Source organism: Arthrobacter ruber, from assembly GCF_002954225.1.
In the GTDB taxonomy this organism is placed as follows: Bacteria; Actinomycetota; Actinomycetes; order Actinomycetales; family Micrococcaceae; genus Arthrobacter_D; species Arthrobacter_D ruber.
The window spans coordinates 142,677-165,475 of the sequence record NZ_PPTH01000013.1 but is presented as its reverse complement, the minus strand read 5'-3'; the positions used below and the strand labels follow the sequence as shown (position 1 = coordinate 165,475).

Annotated in this window: 23 protein-coding genes and 2 tRNA genes; 16 read left to right on the top strand and 9 right to left on the bottom strand. The window is 72.7% G+C overall.

What is annotated here, in order from left to right:
* Positions 1–145: 145 nt before the first annotated feature.
* Positions 146–230 (bottom strand) — tRNA-Leu (locus CI785_RS04710).
* Positions 231–295: 65 nt separating this feature from the next.
* Positions 296–769 carry a thioredoxin-dependent thiol peroxidase gene (gene bcp, locus CI785_RS04705; protein ID WP_105030930.1) on the bottom strand — a complete coding sequence of 158 codons (474 nt, stop codon included), beginning with the start codon at positions 767–769 and terminating at the stop codon, positions 296–298.
* Between the two features lie 165 nt (positions 770–934).
* On the opposite strand from bcp, the gene CI785_RS04700 reads away from it, so the two are divergent.
* Both CI785_RS04700 and CI785_RS04695 read left to right on the top strand, forming a co-directional pair.
* Positions 935–1,444 carry a MarR family winged helix-turn-helix transcriptional regulator gene (locus tag CI785_RS04700; RefSeq protein WP_105030929.1) on the top strand — a complete coding sequence of 170 codons (510 nt, stop codon included), beginning with the start codon at positions 935–937 and terminating at the stop codon, positions 1,442–1,444.
* A gap of 211 nt (positions 1,445–1,655) precedes the next feature.
* Entirely contained in the window at positions 1,656–2,480 is an 825-nt protein-coding gene (locus CI785_RS04695; protein ID WP_105030928.1) for a sigma-70 family RNA polymerase sigma factor, read from the top strand.
* 53 nt (positions 2,481–2,533) lie between these two features.
* Here CI785_RS04695 and CI785_RS04690 read toward each other — a convergent pair whose 3' ends face one another.
* The gene (locus CI785_RS04690) at positions 2,534–3,544 is read right to left on the bottom strand and encodes a glycosyltransferase family 9 protein (protein WP_105031017.1); all 1,011 of its coding nucleotides are present in this window, start codon (positions 3,542–3,544) and stop codon (positions 2,534–2,536) included.
* Positions 3,545–3,686: 142 nt separating this feature from the next.
* Here CI785_RS04690 and CI785_RS04685 point away from each other — a divergent pair, with 142 nt between their 5' ends.
* From CI785_RS04685 to CI785_RS04655, 7 genes are all read left to right on the top strand, one after another.
* Positions 3,687–4,235 (top strand): D-glycero-alpha-D-manno-heptose-1,7-bisphosphate 7-phosphatase, encoded by a 549-nt coding sequence (locus CI785_RS04685; protein WP_105030927.1) that lies wholly within the window; start codon positions 3,687–3,689, stop codon positions 4,233–4,235.
* On the top strand, positions 4,232–5,335 hold the full coding sequence (locus tag CI785_RS04680; protein WP_105030926.1) for a glycosyltransferase family 9 protein: 1,104 nt from the start codon (positions 4,232–4,234) through the stop codon (positions 5,333–5,335). The genes CI785_RS04685 and CI785_RS04680 overlap by 4 nt, the downstream gene beginning before the upstream one ends.
* On the top strand, positions 5,332–6,333 hold the full coding sequence (locus CI785_RS04675; RefSeq protein ID WP_105030925.1) for a glycosyltransferase: 1,002 nt from the start codon (positions 5,332–5,334) through the stop codon (positions 6,331–6,333). The genes CI785_RS04680 and CI785_RS04675 overlap by 4 nt, the downstream gene beginning before the upstream one ends.
* Entirely contained in the window at positions 6,330–7,622 is a 1,293-nt protein-coding gene (locus tag CI785_RS04670) for a glycosyltransferase (RefSeq protein WP_105030924.1), read from the top strand. The genes CI785_RS04675 and CI785_RS04670 overlap by 4 nt, the downstream gene beginning before the upstream one ends.
* 140 nt (positions 7,623–7,762) lie before the next feature.
* Entirely contained in the window at positions 7,763–8,338 is a 576-nt protein-coding gene (locus tag CI785_RS04665) for a D-sedoheptulose-7-phosphate isomerase (RefSeq protein ID WP_240615013.1), read from the top strand.
* A complete protein-coding gene (locus CI785_RS04660; protein ID WP_105030923.1) occupies positions 8,335–9,699 on the top strand; it encodes a PfkB family carbohydrate kinase in 1,365 nt (454 codons plus the stop codon). The genes CI785_RS04665 and CI785_RS04660 overlap by 4 nt, the downstream gene beginning before the upstream one ends.
* A gap of 63 nt (positions 9,700–9,762) precedes the next feature.
* Complete coding sequence (locus tag CI785_RS04655) at positions 9,763–10,497, top strand: SDR family oxidoreductase (RefSeq protein ID WP_105030922.1); 735 nt, start codon at positions 9,763–9,765, stop codon at positions 10,495–10,497.
* Here CI785_RS04655 and CI785_RS04650 read toward each other — a convergent pair.
* Complete coding sequence (locus CI785_RS04650; protein WP_105030921.1) at positions 10,463–11,620, bottom strand: glycosyltransferase family 9 protein; 1,158 nt, start codon at positions 11,618–11,620, stop codon at positions 10,463–10,465. The genes CI785_RS04655 and CI785_RS04650 overlap by 35 nt on opposite strands.
* A 255-nt stretch (positions 11,621–11,875) precedes the next feature.
* Here CI785_RS04650 and CI785_RS04645 point away from each other — a divergent pair, with 255 nt between their 5' ends.
* From CI785_RS04645 to CI785_RS04625, 5 genes are read left to right on the top strand one after another with little or no spacing between them, the layout of a single operon-like run.
* Positions 11,876–13,288 (top strand): aldehyde dehydrogenase family protein, encoded by a 1,413-nt coding sequence (locus CI785_RS04645; protein ID WP_105030920.1) that lies wholly within the window; start codon positions 11,876–11,878, stop codon positions 13,286–13,288.
* On the top strand, positions 13,285–14,847 hold the full coding sequence (locus CI785_RS04640) for a PfkB family carbohydrate kinase (RefSeq protein ID WP_105030919.1): 1,563 nt from the start codon (positions 13,285–13,287) through the stop codon (positions 14,845–14,847). The genes CI785_RS04645 and CI785_RS04640 overlap by 4 nt, the downstream gene beginning before the upstream one ends.
* Positions 14,844–15,707 (top strand): glycosyltransferase family 2 protein, encoded by an 864-nt coding sequence (locus CI785_RS04635; protein WP_105030918.1) that lies wholly within the window; start codon positions 14,844–14,846, stop codon positions 15,705–15,707. The genes CI785_RS04640 and CI785_RS04635 overlap by 4 nt, the downstream gene beginning before the upstream one ends.
* Positions 15,708–15,763: 56 nt before the next feature.
* Positions 15,764–15,952: a DUF2795 domain-containing protein gene (locus CI785_RS04630; protein ID WP_105030917.1), complete on the top strand. Its 189-nt coding sequence runs from the start codon at positions 15,764–15,766 to the stop codon at positions 15,950–15,952.
* A 13-nt stretch (positions 15,953–15,965) separates the two neighbouring features.
* Positions 15,966–16,145: a hypothetical protein gene (locus tag CI785_RS04625; protein ID WP_105030916.1), complete on the top strand. Its 180-nt coding sequence runs from the start codon at positions 15,966–15,968 to the stop codon at positions 16,143–16,145.
* Between the two features lie 16 nt (positions 16,146–16,161).
* On the opposite strand, the gene CI785_RS04620 is transcribed toward CI785_RS04625, so the two are convergent.
* The 4 genes from CI785_RS04620 to CI785_RS04605 all read right to left on the bottom strand — a co-directional run bounded on the left by CI785_RS04620 (position 16,162) and on the right by CI785_RS04605 (position 18,995).
* Positions 16,162–16,620, bottom strand: coding sequence for a VOC family protein (locus tag CI785_RS04620; protein WP_105030915.1), 459 nt, complete (start codon positions 16,618–16,620; stop codon positions 16,162–16,164).
* 166 nt (positions 16,621–16,786) lie between these two features.
* Positions 16,787–17,485, bottom strand: coding sequence for a hypothetical protein (locus tag CI785_RS04615; protein ID WP_105030914.1), 699 nt, complete (start codon positions 17,483–17,485; stop codon positions 16,787–16,789).
* A 192-nt stretch (positions 17,486–17,677) separates the two neighbouring features.
* Positions 17,678–17,750: transfer RNA gene (locus CI785_RS04610), tRNA-Lys, on the bottom strand.
* A gap of 96 nt (positions 17,751–17,846) precedes the next feature.
* Positions 17,847–18,995 carry a PQQ-dependent sugar dehydrogenase gene (locus CI785_RS04605; protein ID WP_105030913.1) on the bottom strand — a complete coding sequence of 383 codons (1,149 nt, stop codon included), beginning with the start codon at positions 18,993–18,995 and terminating at the stop codon, positions 17,847–17,849.
* Positions 18,996–19,093: 98 nt separating this feature from the next.
* On the opposite strand from CI785_RS04605, the gene CI785_RS04600 reads away from it, so the two are divergent.
* Complete coding sequence (locus CI785_RS04600; protein WP_105030912.1) at positions 19,094–20,062, top strand: 2-hydroxyacid dehydrogenase; 969 nt, start codon at positions 19,094–19,096, stop codon at positions 20,060–20,062.
* Between the two features lie 56 nt (positions 20,063–20,118).
* Here the strand turns inward: CI785_RS04600 and CI785_RS04595 are convergent, their stop codons facing one another.
* Positions 20,119–20,583: a hypothetical protein gene (locus tag CI785_RS04595; protein WP_105030911.1), complete on the bottom strand. Its 465-nt coding sequence runs from the start codon at positions 20,581–20,583 to the stop codon at positions 20,119–20,121.
* A gap of 232 nt (positions 20,584–20,815) precedes the next feature.
* On the opposite strand from CI785_RS04595, the gene ilvD reads away from it, so the two are divergent.
* Entirely contained in the window at positions 20,816–22,531 is a 1,716-nt protein-coding gene (ilvD, locus tag CI785_RS04590) for a dihydroxy-acid dehydratase (protein ID WP_105030910.1), read from the top strand.
* Positions 22,532–22,799: the final 268 nt, after the last annotated feature.

Below are 22,799 nucleotides of genomic sequence, written 5' to 3'. Positions count from 1 at the left end.
GCTGCGCTCCCACCGGCCTCGGCGACGGCGTCCGACCCGCGAGGATGGAATCCCGACTATTGGCGGGCACGGAAGAGCCCCGCCGGGCGTCACGGCCCGGCGGGGCTCTGGGCACCCGTCCGGCCATGGGTGCCGGAGGTGCTGATGGTGCGCGAGAGGGGACTTGAACCCCTACGTCCGAAGACACTGGAACCTAAATCCAGCGCGTCTGCCAATTCCGCCACTCACGCCCGGATGTCCCGATGGGACATCCGTTCCTACTGTATCGCCAACGCCGTGACGGCCCCGGCGCCGGCTACTGGTCGATGCCGAGGTCGCGTCGCAGCTTGGCGACGTGGCCTGTGGCCCGGACGTTGTACTGTGCCACGGCGACATTCCCCTCGCCGTCCACGACCACCGTCGAGCGGATGAGTCCCTCGTAGGTCCTGCCGTAGTTCTTCTTCTCGCCCCAGGCGCCGTAGGCCTCGGCGACGGCGTGGTCCTCGTCGGAGAGCAGCGGGAAGTTCAGGGACTCCTGCTCGGCGAACGCCGCGAGCTTGCCGACCGGGTCGGGGGAGATCCCCAGCACCCGGTAGCCGGCCCCCGCGAGCGAGGCCAGATTGTCCCGGAAGTCGCAGGCCTCGGTGGTGCACCCCGGCGTCGCGGCGGCCGGATAGAAGTACACCACCACCCGGCTGCCCCTGAGCGAGGACAGGGCGACACTGTTGCCCTCGGCGTCCATCAGCGTGAAGTCGGGGGCACGATCACCGGCGGCTAGTCGTTGCGACATGCATACTCCTGGGGTTCTGACGGTTCGGGCGGCGGCTCCGCCTCCTCGCAGGGTCCGTGGACGCGACGGGGAGGACCTGACCGGCCGGCCTAGCTATCATAGGTGGAGGACCCGTGGGGCGAGGACCGCCACCGGGTCTGCGAGCGAGAGGAAGTGCACGGTTCTATGCCCGATCTGGAGCAATGGCCCACGGGTCGCCTGCTGACGACGGCGGCCCGCCTCGTCGAGCACGCGTGGAACGAGCGGCTGGTCGACATCGGCGTCACGCACGCCGGCGTGATCGCCCTCGGCGTCCTCGCGGACCAGGGTGCGATGACCCAGGCGAGCCTCGCGCAGATCGTCCGCGTGCAGGCGCAGACGATGGGCAAGACCCTCTCACGGCTCGAGACCAGGGGGCACGTGACGCGGGTGCGGAACGACCTCGACCGGCGCTCGCACATGGTGTCGATCTCACCCGCGGGCCGTCGGGTCCTCGACGCCGCCGAGGACATCGAACGCACGCTCGTCGCCGGCGGGGGACTCGTGTCGGAGGAACTGCGCAAGCACCTCCAGACCGTCATCCGCGAACTGGGCGCGCCGCGCTGGAACTGGACGGCGTCGGGCGCCGGCGCGCAGGAGGGTGTGGCCCTCGAGGGTCCTGGCGGGTCCGGACCCGCGGCCACCCTTCTGAACTGACGCCCCGCGCCGCGTCCCCCGGGCCCCTTGCCTCCGGCAAGGGGCTTTTCCGTGCCCGGGGCACCTCCGCCCGCCGGATACCACTACCTGTGCCGGCAGGAAAAGGAAAGACCCCTGCTGAAATCGGTCAGGACGGCGATGGCACTTGCGTGCTAAGCACGCTGATGTTTTGTTGGGAAGCGTGAGTGTCCAACGCCTGACGGAGAACAGCATGCAGAGCACCGCCGCCCCCGAGCCGATCCGGGACGCCCTGCCGGCGCATGCCGCCTCGGTCGAACCCGTCGGTCATCCGACGGGTGGCACAGGCCCCGGTCGTCCCCTGAAGGCTGCGCTGCAGGACGACATCGCCCTGCGGCACATGGAGATCGCCGAGTCCGTGGCCCGCTCCTTCGCGTCCTCGGGGCCGGAGGCCTCCGACATCCGGCAGGTCGCCTACCTCGGACTCATCAAGGCGGTCCAGCGTTTCGATGCCACCCTCGGCGTTCCGTTCGCCTCCTTCGCCGTACCCACGATCAACGGTGAGATCAAGCGTTACCTCAGGGACTCCTGCTGGGTGGTCCGCCCGCCACGGGACGTCCAGGACCTCCGCACGGAGATCGCCCGCGCGGCTCCCGCGATGGCGCAGCGCCTCCGACGCGAACCCACCGCGCGGGAACTGGGACTGGAACTGGGGTGGCCCGAGAGGAAGATCCTCGAAGCGCAGGCCTCCCACTCGAGCCTGCGCCCCGACTCGCTCGACGCACCGTTCGAGGGCCGCACCTGGGCCGACACGCTCGCGAGCGACTCCAACGGCATCGAGCGCAGCGACGACATGATCTCGCTGCGCAGCGCCGTGAACGAGCTCGACGCCGGCGAGAAGGAGCTCCTCTACCGCCGGTACTTCATGGAGCAGACCCAGCAGGGCATCGGCGACGAGCTCGGGATGTCGCAGATGCAGGTGTCGCGGAGCCTGGCGCGGATCCTGGTGAAGCTGCAGAAGAGGCTGCTCGGCGTCCCGTCCGCGCCGGTCCAGGTGGCGCGGCCGCGAATGGCCTGAAAACCCTGGCCTGAAAACCCTGGCCCGAGGCCCTGTGACGTCCGGCCTGCGTCCTAGGAGATGCCGTGGTCGGCCGCGGCGGCGAGCACCTGCTCCACCGTGACCGCCATCAGGGCCGGGTCCGGGGTGGGCGAGAAGGTCTCCCCGAGGCGCAGCGACTCGTCGGTCAGCACCGTGTGCGGTCCGGGCGGCGGTCCCCACTCCGAGGCGGGCGCCGGGCCGAACAGGATCACCGACGGGCGGGTGTAGGCCGAGGCCAGGTGCGCGGCTCCGGTGTCGGCGGAGATCACGAGGGACGCGCCGGCGATCAGCGCGGCGAAGCGGTCCAGCGGCAGCTCTCCCGCCGCCACCGTGTCCTCGGGCAGGTCCGCGGCATCGGCGACGGCGAGTGCCCGGGGGCGCTCCTTGCCGCTGCCCGTGAACAGGACCCGGTGCCCTGCGGCGGCCAGGGTGCGCGCCACCTCGGCGAAGCGGTCCACGGGCCAGAGGCGGCTGCCGTAGGCCGCGCCGACGTGGACGACGACGGCGTCCGGTGCCGGGCTGCTTCCCTCGGGCACCCGCAGGCGGCAGTCCAGCGGGTCCGCGGGGACGCCGTGCCAGCTGACCAGGGAGGCCCAGCGCTCGCGTTCGAGGATGCCGTCACGCCACTCGGGTCCGTCCCAGCCGGGTGAGCGGTGGCCCATGCGCCGCTTCGCGCCGATCTCCTCGAGGCGTGCCCTGCTCTCGCCGCCGCTGCCGTGCAGGTTCACGGCGAGGTCGATCCGTCCGTGCTCGATGGGCAGCGGGTCGTCGAGGCCGTGCGTCGGCAGGAGGTCGTCGATGGCGTCGGTGAGGCCCACGATGGGCCGCAGCCATTCCTGGGCCGCGTAGAGGATCCGGTGCTCGGGGAAGGCGCGGCGCAGGCCCTTGAGCGCAGGCACCGCGACGAGGAGGTCGCCGAGCTTCAGCGCGCGCAGCGCGAGGATCTCCGGGCGGCCGTCGGGGGCGGGAGTGGACGCCGGGATGCGCACGGAAGCGGTGGGGGCGGGCTGGTCGATCGCGGCGGTGGAGCCCTCGGAAGTCATGCCGATCATCCTGCCAGAGGTTCCTCCGCGTCCCGGTACGGGCGTCCGGGGGCGGGGCGGCGGGAAGGAACCGGAGGAGCAGCAGGAGAAGAAGTTCGGCGGAAAGTGTTTAGTACTGCTTCTTCCCGGGAACTAAGCCACTATGCACACTTCGGCCGATCGTCCACGGACAGCTCCCAGGGCGGTCCTGTTCGACCGCGACGGGACCATCGTCGTGGACGTCCCGTACAACGGGAACCCCTCGCTCGTGCAGCCCATGCCGGGCGCACGGGAGGTCCTCGACGGACTGCGCCTGCGCGGCATCCCGGTGGGCGTCGTCACCAACCAGTCGGGGATCGCCCGCGGCTTCGTCACGCGGGAGCAGGTCGACGCCGTCAACGCCCGGGTGGAGGAGCTGCTCGGTCCCTTCGCGGTCTGGGAGGTGTGCCCCCACGGAGCCGACGACGGCTGCGCGTGCCGCAAGCCCGGTCCCGGCATGGTCCTCGCCGCGAGCGCCCGGCTGGACCTCGACCCCTCCGACGTCGCGGTGATCGGTGACATCGGGGCGGACATGGGCGCCGCGGCGGCCGCCGGCGCGCGCGGCGTGCTCGTGCCGACGGACATCACGCTCGAGGACGAGATCCGCGCTGCTCCGGCCGTCGCAGGGGACCTCGCCGAGGCCGTCGCGACGCTGTGGGCGGAGACACCGTGAGGCGGCGCGTCCTCGTCGCGCGCCTCGACAGTGCCGGCGACGTCCTGCTCGCCGGACCGGCCGTCCGCGCCGTCGCCGCCGGCGACCACGGCGACTCCCCGAACGACGTCGTCATGCTGTGCGGGCCGCAGGGAGCCGCCGCCGCACGGCTGCTCCCGGGCGTCGTCGACGTCGCCGTGTGGTCGGCCCCCTGGATCGTCGACCCGCCGCCCGAGCCCACGCCCGAGCTGGTCGGAGCGCTGCACGAGACGGTGGTCGACCTGGACGTGGACGAGGCGGTCCTGCTGACCTCGTTCCACCAGTCGCCGCTGCCGCTCGCCCTGCTGCTCCGGCTCGCCGGGGTGCGCCGGATCGCCGGCGCGTCCGTCGACTACGCCGGATCCCTCCTCGACGTGCGGCTCAAGCCCGGCGAGGACTTCCCCGAGGACCAGCCCGAGGCCGAGCGCGCCCTCGGCATCGCGGAGGCCGCGGGGTATGCCCTCCCGCCGGGCGACGACGGCCGGCTGCAGGTCACCGGCCTCGCCGATTCCTCCGACCTCGTGGGGAAGGGTCCGTACGTCGTCGTCCATCCCGGGGCGTCGGTCCCGGCCCGCGCCTGGCCGCCGCTCCACCACGCGGCCGCCGTGGAACTCCTCACCGCTGCAGGGTTCCGCGTGGTCGTCACCGGCGGACCGAGCGAGACGGATCTCACCTCCACCGTCGCCGGGCCGGAGGCGCTCGATCTCGGGGGCCGGACGGACCTGGCGACCCTGGGATCGGTCATCGCGGGAGCATCCGTGGTCATCACGGGGAACACCGGCCCGGCGCACCTGGCGGCGGCCGTGGGCACCCCCGTGGTCTGCCTCTTCTCGCCCGTGGTCCCCGCAATCCGCTGGGCGCCGTACCGCGTCCCCGTGGAGCTCCTCGGGGACCAGAGCGCGGCGTGCGCCCTCAGCAGGGCCAGGATCTGCCCCGTCCAGGGCCACCCCTGCCTGTCCACCGTCTCCCCGGAGGACGTGGTGGACGCCGTCCTCCGGCTCGGTTCCGGAGTATCGTCACTGGGCTCACGCCGTAGCATCGGCCGCACCGACGGCCGCAGAACAACGAGGGGAAACCGATGAGGATCCTGTTATGGCACGTCCACGGAGGGTGGACCGACGCCTTCGTGCGAGGGTCCCACACCTACGTGCTGCCCACCACGCCCGAGGGCGGTCCGTGGGGACTGGGCCGGGCCGGGCGGGACTGGCCGGCGTCCGTCGTGGAGGTGGCGCCGCAGGACCTGGCGGACGCCGACATCGACGTCGTCGTCCTGCAGCGCGTCGAGGAGATCGCCGAGTGCGAGCGGCTCCTCGGACGCACGCCCGGCCGGGACCTGCCGGCCGTTTTCCTCGAGCACAACACGCCACGCCGCGACATCGTGGGCACGGTGCATCCCCTCGCGGAACAGACGGACATCCCCGTGGTGCACGTGACCCACTTCAACGAGCTGTTCTGGGACAGCGGCGTCGCGAGGACCACGGTGATCGAGCACGGCATCGTCGACCCCGGCTACCTCTACACGGGGGAGCTCGAGCAGCTGGCCGCCGTCGTCAACGAGCCCGTGCGGCGCGGGCGCATCACCGGCACCGACCTGCTGCCGCGCTTCGCCGGCGTCGCACCCCTGGAGGTCTTCGGCATGGGCACGGACCGTCTCGCGGACACGCTGGACCTCGGTCCCGGCGAGCTGCGCATCGGCGGCGACCTGCCCATGAGGGAACTGCACGCCCGCCTGGGCCGGTCGCGTGCCTACGTGCACCCGCTGCGGTGGACCTCGCTCGGGCTCTCGCTCCTGGAGGCCATGCACGTGGGGCTCCCCGTGCTGGCGCTCGCGACCACGGAGGCCGCACGCGCGGTACCGCCGGAGGCCGGGGCGATCTCGACCAGCATCGAGGACCTCGTCCGGATGGCGTCCCGCCTCATCGACGATCCCGACGAGGCCAGGACGCGGGGACTGGCCGCACGGGAAGCAGCACTCGCACGCTACGGACTGGCCCGTTTCCTCGCCGACTGGGACGACGTCCTGACGCGCGAGCCCCTGCGGCACCGGGTCCCGGCGGCAACAGAAAGGAAAGCGCAGTGAGGATATCGATGGTGTCTGAGCATGCCAGCCCGCTCGCGGCCCTCGGGGGCGTCGATGCCGGCGGGCAGAACGTCCACGTGGCCGAGCTGTCCCTCGCCCTCGCGCGCCGGGGACACGACGTCACGGTGTACACGCGCCGCGACGATCCCGCCCTGCCGGACCGTGTCCGCACCGACCCCCGGCTCGAGGTGGTGCACATCACCGCGGGCCCCGTGCAGAGCGTCCCGAAGGACATGCTGCTGCCCTACATGAGCGAGTTCGCAGAGGGCATCGTCGGGGACTGGGGCGAGGACGCCCCCGACATCGTGCACGGGCACTTCTGGATGTCCGGCATCGCCGCCCTCGACGCCGCCCGCCAGTCCCGCAGTGCCGGCCGGCCCGTGCAGGTCGTCCAGACCTTCCACGCCCTGGGGACGGTCAAGCGCCGCCACCAGGGCGGGGAGGACACCAGCCCGTCCGAGCGCCTCATGCTCGAGGCCATGGTGGGCCGCAGCGCCGACCGCGTGGTCGCGACCTGCTCCGACGAGGTCTTCGAGCTCAAGGCCATGGGCATCCCCGGCAGCCGCGTCTCGATCGCCCCCTGCGGCGTGGACCTCGGGCTGTTCACCCCGCAGGGACCCGTCGAGGAGCGCGGCAGGGCCCACCGCATCGTGAGCGTCGGGAGGCTCGTGCCCCGCAAGGGCATGGACCTCGTCATCCGCGCGATGCGCGAGCTCGCCGCCACCGGCCGTGACGACGTCGAACTCGTCATCGTGGGCGGCCCGGGCACCACTGCGGGGCTTGACGGCGACCCGGAGGCCCGGCGCCTGCGTGCGCTCGCCGCCGAGCTCGGGGTGGAGGACCGCGTGGTGCTGCGGGGCCAGGTGTCCCGCGCTGAGATGCCGGCCGTCCTGCGCAGCGCCGACGCCGTCGTGTGCGCGCCGTGGTACGAGCCGTTCGGCATCGTGCCGCTCGAGGCGATGGGGTGCGGCGTCCCCGTGATCGCCGCCGCCGTCGGCGGACTCGTGGACACCGTGGTGGACGGCAAGACCGGCCTCCACGTGCCGCCCCAGGACCCGGCCGCCATCGCGGCCGCCATCGCCGAGGTGGTCTCGGACCCGGAGTGGGCCGCGGAGCTCGGCGACAACGGCTACCGGCGCGTGAAGGCCCGCTACTCGTGGAGCCGCATCGCCGCCGACACGGAGAAGGCATACCAGACGGCCCTGGGCGCGGCAGCGCCCGCAGAACCGGCCACAGCGCGGCGGAGCGCCGCGCGTCGACTCGAGAGCACGGGAGGCAGGGCACTGTGACCACTGAGACCACCGACATCACCGAGGTATCCGCGGACAGGACCACCGCCGCCGGCACCGCGGCGCACGTGCGCAGTAGGCACCCCCAGGCACCCGGCGCGGCCGGGAGCCCGGCGAACCCGGAGGCGGACTCGCGGCGCATCGTGACGGACCACCTGCGCTCGGTCGCCCCGGCCGTCGAGTCCTTGCTGCAGAACGTCGGCACACTCGCCGGCTGGGGTGTGGAGATGGCGGACCGGCTCATGGCCGGCCAGCGCCTGCTCGCCGCCGGCAACGGCGGGTCCGCCGCCGAGGCGCAGCACCTCACTGCGGAGCTCGTGGGCCGGTTCGACGGCGAGCGCGAGCCGTTCTCGGCCATCTCGCTCCACGCCGAGAGCTCGGCGGTCACGGCCATCGCCAACGACTACGGGTTCGACCGCGTGTTCGCCCGGCAGGTGAGCGCCCATGGACGCGAGGGCGACATCCTCGTGCTCCTGAGCACGAGCGGCAAGAGCCCCAACCTGCTGCACGCCGCCGACGCCGCCCGCGCCGCGGGGATCACCACGTGGGCGCTCACGGGGGCGGGCCCGAATCCGCTGACGGAGCGGGTGGACGACTTCGTCGCGGTCGACGCGCAGTCCGCCAACGCCCAGGAGGGCCACCTGATCGCCCTCCACGCCATCTGCCGGGCCTTCGACGCCGAAGTGCTGCGCCGCCGGCAGGAGGAGCAGCGATGAGGATCGTGGTGGTGGGCGACGTCCTGCTCGACACCGATCTCTCGGGCGGGGCAGGGCGCCTGTCGCCCGACGCGCCCGTGCCCGTCGTGGACGTCGACACCGTCCGGCGCCGCGCCGGTGGAGCGGGCCTGGTGGCCCGCATGCTCGAGGCCGACGGCCACGAGGCCGTCCTCGTGACGGTCCTCGGGGACGACGACGCCGCGGGGCTGCTCCGCGCCGAGCTCGACGGCATCGACGTCGTCGCCGGTCCCTCCGGCGCCCCGACCCCCGTCAAGACGCGGGTGCGGGCTTCCGGCCAGCCCGTGGTGCGCTTCGACGAGGGATGCGCCCCGCCCCCCGCCCCCGGCTGCACCGCGGAGATGCTGGCGGCGCTCGACGGCGCGGATGCGATCATCGCCGCGGACTACGGCCGGGGGCTGCTCGCCGAGGAGTCGCTGCGGGCACGCCTCGAGGACCTCGCCGCCTCCGTCCCCGTGGTCTGGGACCCCCACCCGTCCGGCGCGCAGCCCGTGCCCGGCGTCGCCGCCGTGACCCCCAACCTCGGCGAGGCCCTCCGGTTCGCCGACGTGCAGGGCTCGGGCACGCGCGCCGCCGCGGCCGCCGCCGACGTCCTGCTGGCCGCCTGGCGCAGCCGGGCCGTCCTCGTCACGATGGGCGAACACGGCGCCCTCGTGGCCGCAGCCGGACTCCTGCCCCAGGTGGTCCCGGCACCCCGCGTCAGCGCCGGCGATCCGTGCGGTGCGGGGGACCGCTTCGCCTCGGCGCTCGCCCTCGGCCTGGCCGCCGGGGACCCGATCGACGCGGCCGCCCAGCAGGCCACCGACGCCGCGGCGCGCTTCCTCGCCTCCGGCGGCGTGGGCGCGATGGGCCGGCGCCTGGAGGCTCCGCAGCAGCTGCCCGTCGACGGTATCGACGCCCTCGAGGTCGCACGCCGCACCCGGGAGGCCGGGGGCACCGTGGTCGCGACGGGCGGATGCTTCGACCTCCTCCACGCCGGCCACGCCCGCACGCTCGCGGCCGCACGGCAGCTCGGCGACTGCCTGATCGTCCTCCTCAACTCGGACGAGTCGGTGCGGGGACTGAAGGGCGAGAGCCGGCCCATCATCAAGCAGGAGGACCGCGCCGAACTGCTCTCCGCCCTCGAGTGCGTGGACGCCGTCCTCGTGTTCGGCGAGTCGACGCCCGAGAACGCCATCTCCCGCCTCCAGCCCGACATCTGGGTCAAGGGCGGGGACTACGCCGCCGAGGACCTGCCCGAGGCCGCCCTCGTGAGCAGCTGGGGTGGCAGGACCGTCACCGTCCCGTACATCCCGGCCCGCTCCACCACGAAGCTTGCAGCAGCGCTCGCCCGCGTGGGCTGACGTTCTGCAGACCAGCGCCCGGCCCTGCAGAACGGCCGGGAGCGACACCACGAAAGGAACAGCATGACCGAGAACACAGCACAACCGGCAGCAGCCCCGGCAGGCGCCGGGTACAACCCGGGACGTGTCCTGGTGACGGGCGGGGGCTCGGGCCTCGGCGCGGCCATCGTTCAGGGCGTCATCAAGGCCGGTGGCACCCCCGTGGTCCTGGACCGCGACATCAGCCGCGTGAGCGGCGTCAAGGCCTTCGAGGTGGACGTCGCCGACCGCGGGGCCGTGGAGGCGGCGGTCCGTGAGGCCGCGGAGACCCTGGGCGGCCTGGACGCCGTCGTGACCGCGGCCGGGATCGACCGGTGCGGGGCGCTCGACACCGTGCCCGCGGACCAGTGGGAGATGGTGATCGGCGTGAACCTCATGGGCACCGCGTCCACCGCGCGTGCCGCCCTGCCCTACCTGAAGCAGACGCACGGCCGCGTGGTCACCATCGCCTCGACGCTCGGCATCAAGGCCGTGGGCGACGCGACGGCCTACTGCGCCTCGAAGTTCGGGGTCATGGGCTTCACGCAGGCCCTCGCCGCGGAGACCGCCGGCCAGATCGGCGTCACCACGATCATCCCCGGCGGCATGAAGACCCGGTTCTTCGACGACCGCGACGAGCAGTACAAGCCGCAAGACGATTCCCGCCTCAACGATCCCGAGCGCGTGGCCGAGGCGATCCTCTTCGCGCTCTCACAGCCCAAGAGCTGTGAGATCCGCGAGATGGTCATCGCCCACGCAGAAGAAGGCTCGTGGCCCTGAGTTCGGCCACGTCCGCGTAGACGGCATCGGGCTGGACGGCCGCGACGAACGAGTCATCGTGCTCGCAGCGTTCGGCCGTCCAGCCCACCTGCCTGACGTCCACGCCGCACACCGGGCACTGCGCCACCCACGAGAAGTGCACGCGGTGGAGGCTGCGCCCCATCGCCCCGGCGTTGATGACGTTGCCGATCCAGTAGACGCCGACCGTCGGCGTGCCGACCGCCTGGGCCAGGTGCCGGGGCCCGCTGTCGTTGCCGACCATCACCGCGCTGCGGTCCAGCACACCGCTCAGTTCTCCGAGCGTCAGTCGTCCCGCGAGCGACCGGACGTCCGCCGCAGGAGCCGCCTCGTGCGCCAGCCGGACGATCTCCTCAGCCATCGGCACGTCCGTGGCATCCCCGACCACCACGACCTCGCACCCGTCCGCCGCGGCGCGCACGGCGACCTCCGCGAACGACGACGACGGCCACCGCCGGCGCGGATCCGTGGCGCCGGGGTGCAGCGCGACCACCGGGCGGGCGCCGGTCAGCTGCGCAGCGCGCTCCACCTCGCCGGGCAGCACCTCCACGCGCGGCTCGAGATCCCGCGGCACGGCGCCTGCCAGGCCCACCACCTCCAGGGCGCGGAACACCTCGTGCTGGTAGTAGACGTACGGGATGGTCCGCTCGAGCGCCACGGCGTCGGGCGTCCGGGTCCCGATGGTGTGGCGGGCCCCGAGGCGCAGCAGGAAGGGGTTGGAGTTGCGACCTCCGCCGTGCAGCTGCACCGCGAGGTCGAAGGTCCCGTGGAGGCCGGCGAAGAACCGGTCCACGGCGTCGGGATCCTCCTCGCCGGGGCGGACACCGGGGGAGACGGGCAGCTCCAGGACCTCGGACACCGGACCGGGCCGGCCGCCCAGCAACGCCGCGTGCCCCGGCATGCCCAGGAGGGTGATGGAGGCGTCCGGGTAGCGGTCCTTCAGGGCCGCGAGGGCGGGCATCGCGAACATGAGGTCACCCAGGCCGCCTCCGCGCAGCACGGCGATCCTGCGGACGCCCTCGAACGGCGCGAGCACGGGCCCCACCGATCTCGCGGTGTCCTGCCGCCCGCCGAAATCCGCCGTCGTGGTGTCTCCCTGCCGCATGAATCGCTCCCCGTCCGTGTCGTCGCGGATGCCGCGGGCCGTGCCGCCGGCGGCGCTGTCAATGCCTTCGCCGGGCGCAGGAGACCCGCTGCTCCTCCTCCTCCTGCCACCATATGCTAAGCGTGCTGACGACCGTGCGGACGGAGTGCAGAAAACGGCGGGCGCCCTGTGTGAAAGCGCGGGAGGCGGGTACGGGACCAGTAGCCGGCGCCAGGACGTGCCGCGGTGAACGAGCAGACGACATCAAGGAGCGCAATGTCCATCAACTCCCAGGCACCCACCCTGCTTGATGTGCAGGACGACGACACCATCACCATCACCGACCCCCGGGACGGCAGCGAGGTGGGCACGCTGCCCTGCGCCGCCCGTGAGCAGGTGGCCCTGGCCGTCACCCTGGCACGGACCGTGCAGCCCGAATGGGCTGCCACGAGTCCCGCCGACCGCGGCGCGGCCCTGCGGCGCGCCGCCGCAGCCCTCCGGGACGGAGCCCGCGAACTCGCGGAACTGAACGTGCGGGAGACCGGCAAGCCGCTCGCGGACGCGCTCGGCGGCATCGAGGCCGGGATCTCCACGCTCGAGCAGTACGCCGAACTCGGTCCGGTGCACCGCGGGCTGAGCCTGCGCGGAGCCGTCACCGCCACCGACTACACCGTCGCCGAGCCGCGCGGGGTCGCCGTGCTCCTGACGCCCTGGAACGACCCCGTGGCCGTGGCCGCCGGACTCATCGGAGCCGCGCTCGTCACGGGCAATGCCGTCATCCACAAGCCCAGCGAACGGTGCCCCCACGTGGGCGAGCTGCTCGGGCGCCTGCTGCAGCCCGCTTTCCCCGACGGTGTCCTCACCACCCTGACCGGCGGAGCCGGCGTGGGGCAGATGATCACCATGGAGACCGGCGTGGACGTCTTCGCCCACGTGGGCTCCAGTGCCACCGGGGCGCGCATCGCCCGCGCCGCGGCGCTCACCGGCGCGCACGTCATCCGGGAGAACGGCGGCAACGACCCCCTGATCGTCGACGCCGACGTGGACCCGGTGTGGGCGGCCGGCCAGGCAGCACTCGGTGCCTTCGCCAACAGCGGCCAGATCTGCACGTCCGTGGAACGCATCTACGTGCACCGGGCCATCGCCGAGCCCTTCCTCGCCGCCCTCGTCGAGGAGGCACGGAAGCGCAACGCGGAGGACGACCGGCAGCCGCTCGTGGACCGCGCGATGCGCGACCTCGTCGACGGGCAGGTCGCGGAGGCGATCGGCCTCGGGGCGACCTGCCTCGAGGGTGGTGCCGTGCCGGAGGGCCCCGGTGCCCACTATCCCGCAACGGTCCTCGCCTCCTGCACCGACGCCATGACGGTCATGACGGAGGAGACCTTCGGCCCGGTGGCGCCCGTGACCGTCGTGGACAGCTTCGACGAGGGACTGCGCCTGGCCGCGAGCGGGCCCTACGGTCTTGCCGCCTCGGTGCTCACGGCCGGCATCGCCCACGCGCAGCGGGCCATCGCCGGTCTGGCCGTCGGCACGGTCAAGGTCAACGCCGTCTTCGGCGGTGCGCCCGGCGGCGCCGCCCAGCCCCGCGGCATCAGCGGCGCGGGCTTCGGCTACGGGCCCGAACTGCTCGACGAGTTCGCCCTCGTCAAGGTGGTCCACCTCAGCGCGCCCCCGCAGGCGGGCGCATGACGGACGACGCGGTGCAGGACCACCCGGGTGCCGCTGCCGCCGGTGGCGACGAGGTGGCGCTCGACCTCTCGGAGGTCCGCGGCCTCGCGGCGTGGGTCCCGGCCGCCATCGCCGACCGGGCCCCGCTCGTCACCGTGATCGGTGACGCCATGCTGGACGGCTGGTGGAGCGGCACCATCGAACGGTTCTGTCGCGAGGCGCCGGCCCCGGTGGTGGACATCACCCGGCGCGAGTACGCCGCCGGGGGCGCGGCGAACACGGCGATGAACCTCGCCGCGCTCGGTGCCCGCGTCCGCATGTGCGGCCTGATCGGCACCGACGACGCCGGGAGGCGGCTGCGCGGCATCCTCGAGGACGCCGGCGTGGACACCACGCACCTGCTGCAGGACCCGCGCGTCGGCACCACCACCAAGTACCGGATCCTCGGCGGCGACCAGGTCATGCTCCGCCTCGACGACACGCCCGAGGAGATCCCCGCAGCGGCCGCCGCCGCGCTCGCTGCCACCATCCCCGACGCCGTCGCGGGCGCGGGCGCCGTCATGGTGTGCGACTACGGCTCCGGCGCGCTCGGCGGGGAGGTCCGCGCGACGCTCGCGCAGGCGTCCACCCTCGACCCCGGGACGCTCGTCGTCGTGGACGCGCACGACACCGCGGCGTGGTCCGCGCTGGGCCCGGACATCGTGACGCCGAACGCGCAGGAGGCCGCCCAGGTGCTCGGTGCGCGCCTCGACGCCCGTATGGACAGGGCCGCGGCCGTCACCGCCCGCAGCGGCGAGCTGCTCGCGGCCACGAATGCCGGCGCCGTCGTCGTGACCCTGGACCGGGACGGGACCGTGCTGCTGGGGCAGGACGGCGAGGAACACCGGACCTGGGCCCGGCCGGCCACGGAACGGCAGGCCTCGGGGGCGGGGGACACCTTCGTCGCGAGCCTCACCGCCGCGAGGGCCGCCGGGCTGCCGCTGACAACGAGCCTCGACCTCGCCCAGGCCGCCGCGGACGTCGTCGTCCACCGCCCGGGGACCTCCGTGTGCACGACGGCAGACCTCACGGGCCACCTGCAGCAGGCCGCGGACACGGCGCTGGACACGGACGAGCTCCTGCGCAGGGTGGCGGAGGACCGCGCCGCGGGGAAGCGGATCGTCCTGACGAACGGCTGCTTCGACGTGCTGCACCGCGGACACACCCGCTCGCTCAACCAGGCCAAGCAGCTCGGCGACGTGCTGGTGGTCGCGCTGAACGACGACGCCGGCGTGCGCAGGCTCAAGGGCCCCGACCGTCCCATCAACCCGATCGCGGACCGGGCGGGCATCATCGCGTCCCTGAGCTGCGTGGACTACGTCACCGTCTTCGCCACGGACACCCTGGTGCCGCTGATCGACCTGCTGAAACCGGACGTGTACGCGAAGGGCGGCGACTACACCGCGCAGATGCTCGAGGAGACACCCGCCGTCGAGGCCTGCGGGGGCAGGGTCAGCATCCTCGACTACGTCCCTGAGCGTTCCACGGCGGCGGTGGTCCGCAGGATCCGGTCCATGCCGCTCGGCGGTGACGTGACGTGAGCCCGCGCTGGTCGGGGGAGTGGGCACTGGACGCCACCGCGGACGAGCCCGCGGTGGACGTGCTGATCCCGTCCTTCGGGCGCCCGGCGGAGCTGGCCGTGACGCTCGCGGGCCTCGCGGCGCAGGAGGGGGTCGCCTTCCGGGTGATCGTCAGCGACCAGACCGACGGCGATGCCGCCTCTTTCATCCAGCCCGCCGTCCGGGCCATGGTGCGCGTCCTCGAGGCCCAGGGACGCCAGGTGCGGCTCGAACGGCACCTGCCGCGGAAGGGACTCGCCGAGCACCGGCACTACCTGCTGGGGCTGGCACGCGCGCCACTGGTCCTCTTCCTCGACGACGACGTCTGGCTCGAACCCGGCTCGCTGGACCGCATGTGCAGGGCGCTGCGGGAGGCCGGCTGCGGCTTCGTGGGCTCCGCGGTCCAGGGCCTGTCCTACCTCGGCGACCGCAGGCCCCACGAGCGGACCGCACTGGCGCTGTGGCCGGAGAACGAGGTGGTGCCCGAACGCGTCCGCCCGGGCACCGAGGGCTTCGCCCGCTGGCCGCTGCACAACGCCGCCAACCTGGCGCACGCCGCCGCCGACCTCGGCATCCCGCCCGGCGGGTGGAGGCTGTACCGCGTCGCGTGGGTGGGAGGGTGCGTCCTGTTCGACCGGGAGGCCCTCGTGGACTGCGGCGGCTTCGACTTCTGGGACCGCCTGCCGCCCGCGCACGCCGGGGAGGACGTCGCCGCCCAGTGGCGCGTCATGGAACGCTACGGCGGGGCGGGCATCATCCCGTCCGGCGCCGTCCACCTCGAGGCGCCCACCACGGTGACCGACCGTGCCACAGACGCTGCCCGGGTGATCCTGGGCCAGTGACGGTGCGCCCGCCACGGGGGCACCACAGGAATCGAACCGACACGAAGGAGCACGACATGGCAGATCCGAGTCCGATCGACATCCAGAAGGCACTGGGCGGCATGGAGTACCCGGCCTCCAAGGAGGACCTCGTCAAGCACGCCCAGGACAAGGGCGCCGACGAGTCGGTCCTCGAGACGCTGGGCAACCTGCCCGACCGCGAGTTCGACTCGCCCACGGACGTGAACAAGGAAGCGTCCAAGTAGGCCATGGACGACGGTGGCGCTCCATCCGGCGCGCCGCCGTCGTCGGCACTACCGGGGGGACAGCGGTGAGGAACGACGCGACGCACGCCTCGAACACGACACCGAAGACCACGAGCGCATCGAGGAGGCCATGGTGACCCTCTCCACGCCGGACGAGCCGACACCCGGCTTCGGCGCCGACCCGCGGGCCTGACCCTCGGGTCGTGGGTTCAGACCCCGGCGACGTCGGCCGGCCGAGCGGTCGCCGCGTCCCCGGCGGGTGCCGCGGCGATGCTGACCATCCAGCTCACACCGAAACGATCGACGCACATGCCGAAGCTGTCGCCCCACGGCGCGAGGGCGAGGGGCAGGATCTCGGTGCCGCTGCCGGCGAGTGCGTCCCAGTACCCGCGGAGCTCCGTCTCGTCGTCGCCGCTGATCGACACGGAGTGACCGGCCGGCGGCGTGTACTCCATGCTGTCGGGTGTGTCCGCGGCCATGAGCACCTGTCCCGACGGCGTGGTGAGCATCGAGTGCATGATCTTGTGCTGCTCCGCAGGATCCTCGCTGAGCTGGAAGTCGGCGAACGTGCTGCGCTGCAGCTCGCCACCGAACACGGACTGGTAGAAGTCCATCGCCTCCCGGGCGGTGTCCTTGAAGTTCAGGTACGTGTTGATCGTCGCTGCCATGATGTCCGCTCTCTGCCGGGGGCCTGCGCCATGCCTTCGTGGTGACACGAGCGATTATGGTCCAGGCAGGACCTGCAGGGAAGGCCCGCCGATGACCGACCGAAGGGTCACTCGAGGGTCACCGGAGGCGCAGCGTCGGGCGGGTTGCTCCCGATGGTCCCGGTGATCAGGATCGGCGCTGGTCGATCGCGCCGGCGATCCTCTCCTCGAGATTGCTGATGGTGGCGTCGGGCAGGACGATCAGGCCGTCCAGCTCGCGCCGCGCGCGTCGGTAGGCCGTCTGGCGCTCGGCGGCGGTGGCGGCGCCGTCGATCGCGACGGTGACGAGCTTGCGTGCCGTCTCCAGGCGCTGCCGTTCCTCGGGGCTGAAGCCGCTGGCCCTCACGCGCCGGGCCTCGGTCTCGGCGATCTGGAACGCGACGTCGTACGAGGTGACCGCGGACCGGTAGGCGTCGAGGTCCTCGGAGGACATCGTGGAGGGGTCCTGCGGGCGCAGCGAGTCGGCCACGCGCTTGGCCCGGAGGAACGCGACCGTGAGCGGTTCCCGCACGTCCGTCATGGTCGGGTAGTCGATCAGCTTCGCCGCGTCGAGCTCGTAGGCCAACCACTTGCGGTCGACCTCGTCGTGCATGCGCTCCACATGCCGGACATCGCGTTCGCGACCACCCGGCCGGCCGGGGACGGCGTCGGGCTGGGCGTGCGCGCCGTGCAGCTCCCCGGGGTGCTTCAGGCGGTACATCTCCACCTTGCGCCGGTGCCGCCGCTCCGTGGCCTCGGACCACGACCTGCCCCAGATCGCGAACACGCCCGACAGCGGGAAGACGAGCCACCAGTAGCTGCCGGCGAAGGACAGGATTTCGTTCACGCGTCCATCGTAGGCCCGGGCTCCACGGGGCGGACCGGAGCGCGGGCCGTGGAGCCTGCGCGGCGGTGCGACGGTGGGGCCCGGTTGTCGCTGATCCGGGCCGTCGCACGGCGGTACGACCGGGAGAAGGGCCCGGACATGAACGAATCCCCGCCTCCCAGGCGGCGAGACCTGGAGGACGGGGATCCGATGTGCACCCCTCGGGACTTGAACCCGAAACCCATTGATTAAGAGTCAATTGCTCTGCCAATTGAGCTAGAGGTGCGTGGCGTTTTTCCTCCCGGTTTCACCCGGTTCGGTCATCCGCAACAGCATGAAACTCTACCAGCACTTCGGCCGAAACATGAAACCGGGTGCCGCATCACTGCCGGGCCACCCGGAGGATCCGCCCGCCACCGGACTCGTTGGTGGCCACGAGCAGTCCGCCGTCCACTCCGGCCGCCACGTCCCGCAGCCGCCCGTACTGCCCGTCGAAGTGGCTGACCGGCATCCCGGCGATGCCGTCACGGAGCGGGACCTGCCAGAGGCGCTGGCCCCGCAGGCCCCCGATGTAGGCGACGTCGTCGAGGATCGCCATGCCGCTCGGTGACGACGTCGCGGTGGACGGCCAGACCACCTGGGCGTCGGTGTACCGGGCATCGCCCGGTGCGCCCGTGACCTCCGGCCAGCCGTAGTTCCCGCCGGGCGTCACGAGGTTCAGCTCGTCGTCGACCTCCGGGCCGAACTCCGAGGCCCAGAGCCTGCCCGCGGAGTCCCAGCCGAGCCCCTGCACGTTGCGGTGGCCCAGACTGTACACCGGTGAGCCGGGCGTCGGGTTGTCGGCCGGGATGCCGCCGTCGGCCGTGATCCGCAGGATCTTCCCCCCGAGGGTCGCCGGGTCCTGCGCCGCGGCACGGACCCCCGCGTCCCCGGTGCCGACGTAGAGGTGGCCGTCCGGACCGAAGGCGAGCCGCCCGCCGTTGTGGATCTCCGCCTTCGGGATGCCGGTCAGGATCGGCTCAGGGGTCCCGAGCCGCCCACCGGTCCAGGGGATCCGTACCACCCGGTTGTCCGAGGGCGAGGTGTAGTAGGCGTACAGCGCGTCGGGCGGCGCGTCCGGCGTACCGGCCCCGGAGCCCGGGGCGCTCACCGCCAGTCCGAGCAGGCCTCCCTCGCCGGTCGCGGATGCCGCCTCGGGGATGCTGCCGATGACCTCGGAGGTCCCACCGCCGACCCGCGTGATCCGGCCGGACCCGCGGTCCGAGACCACCAGGTCGCCGTCGCCCAGGACCACCACGGACCACGGGAGACCGAGCCCCGTGGCGGCCTCACCGGCATGGGTGAGATCCGGAAGCCCCGCGGGAGGGGCGTCCGCACCGGCAGGGGCCGTGGGGGCAGTGGCGGATGCGCCCGCGTACACGGGCTCCGGTCCCGACGACCCGGCCGTGCAGCCGGTCCCGGCCAGCAGCAGGGCTGCGGCGGGCAGGGTCCGGGCGAGGAGGAGCGCAGGTGGCCGTCGTGCGGCTGGCATGCTCCGACCCTAGGCCCGGGGCCGGAGGGGTGTCCATCCACCGGGACCGCGGACGCACCACCGCGCCGACGGGCGCAGGGTGCCTCTAGGCTGGCGGCATGACGACCTCCGCCGCAGCCGCCCACCAGACCGTCCGGATCCTCAGCGTCCCGTCCGCCGACCTCCGCGACGCGCTCGCCGACGCGTCCCCGGCGGTCGACGTCGTCCTCTGGGACTTCGCGACCCCGCCCGCCGGCCTGGACCTGGCCACGCTCGATGCCGCCGTCCTGCCCTACACCGGCCGGGCCCACCTCGACGGCGCGCTCGAGGCCGCCCCGAACCTCAGGCTCGTGCAGACGCAGTCCACGGGGTACGACGGCGTCGCCGACCTGGTGGGACCGGACGTGGCCATCGCGACGGCGGCGGGCGTCCATGCGGCGGCGACCGCCGAGCTCGCCGTCGGGCTGGCCCTGGCCTCGCTGCGGGGACTCGACGACGCCGTGCGGCAGCAGGCCGAGGGCCGGTGGCACGGCGCCCGGTACCCGGGCCTGGCGGACCGCCGCGTGCTGCTCGTGGGTGTCGGCGGGATCGGCGAGGAGATCCGGCGCCGCCTGGTCACCTTCGAGGCGGAGGTGACGCGCGTGGGCAGCTCCGCGCGCGACGACGAACAGGGCCACGTGCACGGCAGCGACGAGCTCGTCGCCCTCGCCCCGCACCACGACGTCGTCGTCGTGATCACCCCCCTCACCGACGCCACGCGGGGTCTCATCGGTGCGGAGGTGCTCGCGGCGCTGCCGGACGGTGCGCTGGTCGTGAACGTGGCCCGCGGCGCCGTCGTGGACACCGACGCCCTGACCCGCGAGGTCGGGGCAGGGCGGCTCAGGGCGGCGCTCGACGTCGTGGACCCGGAGCCCCTGCCGGCGGACCACCCGCTCTGGAGTGCTCCCGGCGTCATCATCACGCCCCACGTGGGCGGCAACACGGAGGCCTTCCCGCCGAGGATCCTCGCGCTGCTCAAGCGCCAGGTCGAGCGGCTCGGCGAGGACCGGGAGCCGGAGAACCTCGTGCGGCGGGGGCCGTGGGGCTAGGCGGTGGGTCCAGACCATCGGGGGGGGGNGGGGGGGGGGGGTCGGGTCATCGAGGCCTAGGACATGGCGATGAAGGCGTCCATGAAGGACGTGAAATCGATGACGTCCTCCTCCTGCTCCAGGCGCAGGGGAGTGCCCGGGCCGATGTCCAGCACGGGGTCGGGGGAGATGCCGAAGCGGAAGACCCGGCCGGTGCTCGTGCCCACCTCGTAGCTGCCGTCCCGGTCCCACTGCAGCGCATGCGCGAGGTTCGTCATGTTGATCTCGACGGGCACGCCCGCGCTGGTGATCGCGGTGAGATCCACGGGTGCGATCATCAGTTCGGCGGGCTTCCAGCGGTAGCCGACCACGTACGCGGTGGCCGCCGCCCCGCTGTCCGCCTGCGCGGACCGGGCCGCGAAGACCAGGTTGTAGTCGCCGTAGTTGGGGATCTGCCCGTCGAAGACACGGCGCAGGGCGTGCTTCAGCCCCTGTCCGCCGTCGAGCGGTGTGCTGGGATCGTGCGGCTCGTCGGGGGTCATATCACGCCATCGCGGTAGGGGGTGTCGGTCCGGAGCCCCGAGACGGAGTCGCACCGGGCCCGGCCGGCAGGCGGAGGAGAATCGCCCGCGTGACCCACACTGTAGCGGAGCACGCGCGCGGCGCACGAGGGGTGCCGGGCGTCACGGATTCCTCCGGCGGGCTCCCCGGGGGGCCTGTAACGCGCGGGTCACATGGCGAAGGCGTGGTGTCCCTCCGGCCTAGACTGCTTGCATGAGCGTGGAGACAACCCCGGAGAAGACCCCAGACATCAAGCCCAGGAGCCGCGTCGTCACGGACGGCATCCATGCGGCACCGTCCCGCGGAATGCTGCGCGCCGTCGGCATGGGTGACGAGGACTTCGCCAAGCCCCAGGTCGGCGTCGCCAGCTCCTGGAACGAGATTACCCCCTGCAACCTGTCCCTCAACCGCCTGGCCGAGGGAGCCAAGGAGGGTGTGCACGACGGGGGAGGATTCCCCATGCAGTTCGGCACCATCTCCGTGTCCGACGGCATCTCCATGGGCCACGAGGGCATGCATTTCTCCCTCGTCTCCCGTGAGGTCATCGCGGATTCGGTGGAGACGGTGATGCAGGCCGAACGTATCGACGGCTCCGTGCTCCTCGCCGGCTGCGACAAGTCCCTGCCGGGCATGCTCATGGCGGCAGCGCGACTCGACCTCGCCTCCGTCTTCCTCTATGCGGGTACCATCATGCCCGGCTTCGCGAAGCTCGAGGACGGCACCGAGAAGGAGGTCACCCTGATCGACGCCTTCGAGGCGGTCGGCGCCTGCGCCGCCGGCAAGATGAGCCACAAGGACCTCGACAGCATCGAACGCGCGGTCTGCCCCGGCGAGGGCGCATGCGGCGGCATGTACACGGCGAACACGATGGCCTGCATCGGCGAGGCCCTCGGGATGTCCCTGCCCGGTTCGGCAGCGCCGCCCTCGGTCGACCGCCGTCGCGACATGTACGCGCGGAAGTCCGGCGAGGCGGTCGTGAACCTGCTGCGCCTCGGCATCACGGCCCGCGACATCATGACGAAGAAGGCGTTCGAGAACGCCATCGCGGTCACCATGGCGTTCGGCGGCTCGACGAACGCCGTCCTGCACCTGCTCGCCATCGCCCGCGAGGCCGAGGTGGAGCTGACACTCGATGACTTCACGCGCATCGGTGACCGCATCCCGCACCTGGGTGACCTCAAGCCCTTCGGCCGCTACGTCATGTTCGACGTCGACAAGGTGGGCGGCGTTCCCGTCATCATGAAGGCGCTGCTCGATGCCGGCCTGCTGCACGGCGACTGCCTGACGGTCACCGGCAAGACGCTGGCCGAGAACCTGGCCGAGATCGACCCCCCGGACCTCGACGGCAAGATCCTTCGCGCGCTCGACAACCCGCTGCACAAGACCGGTGGCATCACCATCCTGCACGGATCCCTGGCCCCCGAGGGCGCCGTCGTGAAGAGCGCAGGCTTCGATGCCGACGTCTTCGAGGGCACCGCCCGCGTGTTCGAGCGTGAGCAGGGCGCCCTCGATGCGCTCGATGCCGGCGAGATCCGGGCCGGGGACGTCATCGTCATCCGCTACGAGGGGCCCAAGGGCGGCCCCGGCATGCGGGAGATGCTCGCCATCACAGGCGCCATCAAGGGAGCCGGGCTCGGCAGGGACGTGCTCCTGCTGACGGACGGCCGGTTCTCCGGCGGCACCACGGGTCTGTGCATCGGGCACGTCGCACCGGAGGCGGTCGACGGCGGCCCCATCGCCTTCGTGCGCAACGGCGACCGCATCCGCGTGGACATCGCGGCAAAGAGTTTCGACCTCCTCGTCGACGAAGCGGAGCTCGAGCAGCGCAGGGTGGGGTGGGAGCCGCTCCCGGCCCGCTACACCAAGGGCGTGCTGGCGAAATACGCGAAACTCGTGCACTCCGCCTCCCAGGGCGCGTACACGGGCTAGGCCCGTACCGCCCGCCCGGGAGCACCCAGCGGGCGGCGGCGAGCAGGGGACTGTCCAACGACCGGACGAGATGTCCATGATGTGAGACAGGCAGGGGGCCGGTTGACACCCTTTCGCGGGGGCGGGGAGACTACAGGTATGCAGCCCGAACCCGTAGTCGTCATTCTTATACAGCGCGTGGCCTGAAGCCCGTCCGGTAGACGACTGCAGTCACGCGCAACCCCTCGCAGAGCCCGACAAGGCCGAGGGGTTTTTTTGTCGGACCACC